Here is a 4053-nt window from a genome sequence, read left to right on the forward strand (position 1 = left end):
ATTGCGCATCCGTGCGACGAGGTTTCGCTGCTGGCCGCGGTGGAGGCCGCGCGGGCGGGCCTGATCACCCCCATCCTGGTCGGGCCCGAAGCCAAGATCCGCGCCGTCGCCGCCGCGTTCAGCATCGACATCTCGCAACTGCGCATCGAGCCGGCCCCGCACAGCCATGCCGCGGCCGCGCGCGCGGTCGCACTGGTGCGGGAGGGCCAGGCGCAATTGCTGATGAAAGGCTCTCTGCATACCGACGAATTGCTGCATGAGGTGATGGCGGCGGACACCGGCCTGCGCACCGGAAGGCGGCTCAGCCATGTCTATGTCATGGATGTTCCGTCCTATCCGCGCCCGCTGCTGGTGACGGATGCGGCCATCAACATCGCCCCCACGCTGGCCGACAAGCAGAGCATTATTCAGAACGCGATCGATCTCGCGCATATTCTCGGCATCGCCACCCCGCATGTGGCGATCCTGGCCGCCGTCGAGACCATCAACCCGACGATGCCGGCGACGTTGGACGCCGCCGCCTTGTGCAAGATGGCCGAGCGGGGGCAGATCACCGGGGGCGTTCTCGACGGCCCGCTGGCCTTCGACAATGCCATCAGCGCCGCCGCGGCCGCGGAAAAACATATCGTTTCGCCGGTCGCCGGCCTCGCCGACATCCTCGTCGTGCCCAACATCGAAGCCGGCAACATCCTCGCCAAGCAGCTCACCTTTCTCGCCAATGCCGATGCCGCGGGCATTGTCCTGGGCGCCGCCGTGCCGATCATTCTGACCAGCCGCGCGGACGATGCGCGCGCCCGGCTCGCCTCCTGCGCCATCGCGGTGATGCTCGCCAGCCATGGATAACGCCATCCTCACGGTGAATGCCGGCTCGTCCAGCATCAAATTCGCGCTGTTCGCGGCGGAGGCGGGTTTGCGGCGCCTTGCCGTGGGCGAAATGGAAAATATCGGCGCGGCGCCGCATCTCAAAATCCGCGCCGGGGGCGAAATCGTGCTGGAACGGCGCTGGCCGCAGGACCAGGCGCTCAACCACGAGGCGCTGTTCGCCGTGATCCTGGAGTGGGTCGAGGCGCATCTCGGCGAGGCCCGGCTCATCGCCGCGGGCCATCGCATCGTGCATGGCGGCGCCGTCTTCACGGCCCCAACCCGGCTCGATGCCGATGTGCTGGCCCGGCTCGCGAAGCTGAACATGCTGGCCCCGCTGCACGAGCCGCATAACTTGGCCGCCATACAGGCCGTGCGCGCGCTGCGGCCGGACCTGCCGCAGATCGGCTGTTTCGACACCGCCTTTCATCACACCATGCCCGAAATCGCGACGCGCTTTGCCCTGCCGCGCAGCTTTCACGAGGCGGGCGTGCGCCGTTACGGCTTCCACGGCATCTCCTATGAGTACATTGCCGGCAGGTTGCGGGACCTTGCGCCGCGTCTGGCGGCCGGCCGCGTCATCGCGGCCCATCTCGGCAACGGCGCGAGCCTGTGCGCCATGGCAGGCGGCAAATCGGTCGAGTCCACCATGGGTTTCACCGCGCTCGACGGCCTCGTCATGGGCACGCGCTGCGGTAGCATCGACGGCGGCGTTCTGCTCTATCTGCTGCAGGCACGCGGCCTGACCGCCGACGCCGTCTCCGACCTGCTGTACAAGCAATCCGGCCTGCTCGGGGTGTCCGGCATTTCGGCGGACATGCGCGCCTTGCTCGCCAGCCCCGAGCCCGCCGCCGCGCAAGCCGTGGAGCTGTTCGCCTACAGCGCGGCCCGCCATGCCGGCGCGCTGGCGGCCGCACTTGGCGGGGTGGAGGGGCTGGTCTTCACCGCCGGCATCGGCGAACACGCGCCGGAAATCCGCGCCGCCATCTGCGCCCGCCTCGGCTGGCTCGGCGCGAAACTCTCGCCCGAGGCCAATGCCGCCAATGCGCCGGTCATCAGCGCCGAAGACAGCCGCATCGAAATCCGCGTCATCCCGACGGACGAGGAAGCCATGATCGCGCGGCACTGCCTGACCTTTTGCGGCCCGACAGGGCAGGGGCGGAACACGCCGCATCCGGTTGTTTGACGACCGTTCCACAGCATGGGCCATGCAAACGGCGCGGGCGGAAATTACACCACGATCGACGACAATGCGGGTTGCTCGGCGAGAAGGTCGGCGATCTGTTCGAGGCCGGTGCGCAGTTCATCGCGCGTGCCCGGCGCACCAAGGCTGAGGCGCACGGCCTCGGGGCCGGTGCCCAGGGCGAAGGCGTCACTGGCGACAACGCCGATGCCGGCCGCACGGAGGCGGGCGACGAATTCGGCGCGGGTCCAGGCCGCGGGCAGCGATAGCCAGAGATGAAAACTTTCCGGCTTTGCGACAAAGGAAGCCGGCGAAAGAAGCATCTGGGCGATCTCCTGGCGGATGATGGCCTCGCTGCGCAGCGCGGCCAAAACGGCGGTGGCCGTGCCGTTTTGGATCCAGCGCGTTGCGACCGCGACCGTTAGCGGCGAGCTGATCGATGCGACCGCTCGTATGGCCCCGACGATGCGCGGGACGAGCCGCATGGTGGGCGGGACAAGATAGGCGGTCCGCAGCGCCGGCGACAGGCATTTCGCAAGGCCGGCAATGTAATAAACGCATTCGGGCGCGAGGCTCGCCAGCGGGGGAAGGGAATGCCGGGGCAGGAACCCATAGGCATCGTCTTCAATGATCGGCACGCCATGCTGGCGCGCAACCGCGACGATCGCTTTCCGGCGATCCAGCGACATCGTCGCCGTGGTCGGATTGTGGAATGTCGGCGTGCAATAAAGCGCCTTTGGCGCCTCCTTCCGACAAGCCTCGTCGAACGCTTCCGGCCTCAGGCCCTCGCCATCCATCGCCAGCGGGAGGAGGCGTATCCCGAGAAGGGCCGCGGCCGCCCTGAAGCCTGGATAGGTCAGCGCCTCGCAACAAATCACCCCGCCTGGCGTGGCAAGAAAGCCGGCGAGCGCGAGCAGCGCGCCCTGGGTGCCGGGGCACACCAGCACCCGCTCGGCGGTAACCCCGGGAAGCCTGTTGGCGAGCCATAACGCACCGGCAGCCTTATCCGGCGCTGTTCCGCCGGGTTCCTGATAGCGCAGCAGCAGGTCGATCCCGCCGGACGATTCCAGTTCGGCGATGCCGCTCCACATCCGCGCCGCGAGGTCCGCATCGTCAATGCGCGGCGGCAGGTTCATGCTCATATCAATCAGGCCCGAGGGGGCGGACGGAGCGGTGTTGCCACTTTGCCGGCGCACAAAAGTGCCTTGCCCGACGCGTCCTTCAATCAGCCCCCTGCGACGCGCCTCCGCATAGGCGCGCGAGACGGTGGTGAAATCGATGCCAAGAATGTCCGCAAGGCTGCGTTGCGTCGGCAGTTGGGCGCCGGGTGCGAGCGTACCGGAGAGGATATCCGCGGCCAGCGCGTCCGCGATGGCGAGATAGAGCGGCCCGTCCGATTTGCTGATTTTCGGCGCCCAGGAAGCGGTTCTGCCGAGATCATTCATATACGTGACCCTGCCCAAATTGCTGGTTTTTAGATGGATTTGCATATCAGTGCAAGAATCGTGCCCGGACAAGAGGCCCATCGGTTTTCGGGATGGCTGCTATCCATACGCCATATCCATACATTTAGCAATTGATCGCATATAAAAATACAATTATATGCTATTGTATGTTTTTATGGCATCCATAAACCAAAGCCATTTTCGAGTGGGCAAGTTTGGGGCGCGGTCGCTTTGTCGGCGGCCGCTCCCTCTGATGAAAGGGCGACGGAGGGAAGGGGCGCCAGGGTTTTCGACCGGTCGGTCGGCCAATGAGATCTCAAGAGTTTTGAGAGAAGGATTGTTTTGATGTCTCAACGTAATATCCCGGGAATTAAGCGCTACGACGGCCCGGCTGGCGGCTGGGGCGCGTTGCGCGCCACGGCGAAAGCGGTGCGCGAACAGATGGAGGTCACGGAAGCGCCGCAGCTTCTCCTGCAGACGAACAAGCCGAACGGTTTTGATTGCCCCGGTTGTGCGTGGCCGGACAAGGAGCATACATCGACCTTCCAATTCTGCGAGAACGGC

The 4053-nt window shown here is 65.8% G+C and carries 3 protein-coding genes and 1 pseudogene; 3 read left to right on the top strand and 1 reads right to left on the bottom strand.

Annotation, left to right across the window (positions count from 1 at the left end; genetic code table 11):
• Window positions 1-843, top strand: an 843-nt coding sequence (locus VNC39_RS06995; RefSeq protein ID WP_325397547.1) for a bifunctional enoyl-CoA hydratase/phosphate acetyltransferase, incomplete at its 5' end; no start/stop codon positions are given.
• Window positions 836-2047 (top strand): acetate/propionate family kinase, encoded by a 1212-nt coding sequence (locus tag VNC39_RS07000; protein ID WP_325397549.1) that lies wholly within the window; start codon window positions 836-838, stop codon window positions 2045-2047. The genes VNC39_RS06995 and VNC39_RS07000, both read left to right, overlap by 8 nt.
• A 44-nt stretch (window positions 2048-2091) precedes the next feature.
• Here the strand turns inward: VNC39_RS07000 and VNC39_RS07005 are convergent, their stop codons facing one another.
• Window positions 2092-3489, bottom strand: coding sequence for a PLP-dependent aminotransferase family protein (locus VNC39_RS07005; RefSeq protein WP_325397551.1), 1398 nt, complete (start codon window positions 3487-3489; stop codon window positions 2092-2094).
• Between the two features lie 345 nt (window positions 3490-3834).
• Here VNC39_RS07005 and VNC39_RS07010 point away from each other — a divergent pair.
• Window positions 3835-4053, top strand: a pseudogene (locus VNC39_RS07010) (oxidoreductase); the annotation flags it as partial.

The sequence above is a fragment of the Acidocella sp. genome, assembly GCF_035535915.1.
In the GTDB taxonomy this organism is placed as follows: Bacteria; Pseudomonadota; Alphaproteobacteria; order Acetobacterales; family Acetobacteraceae; genus Acidocella.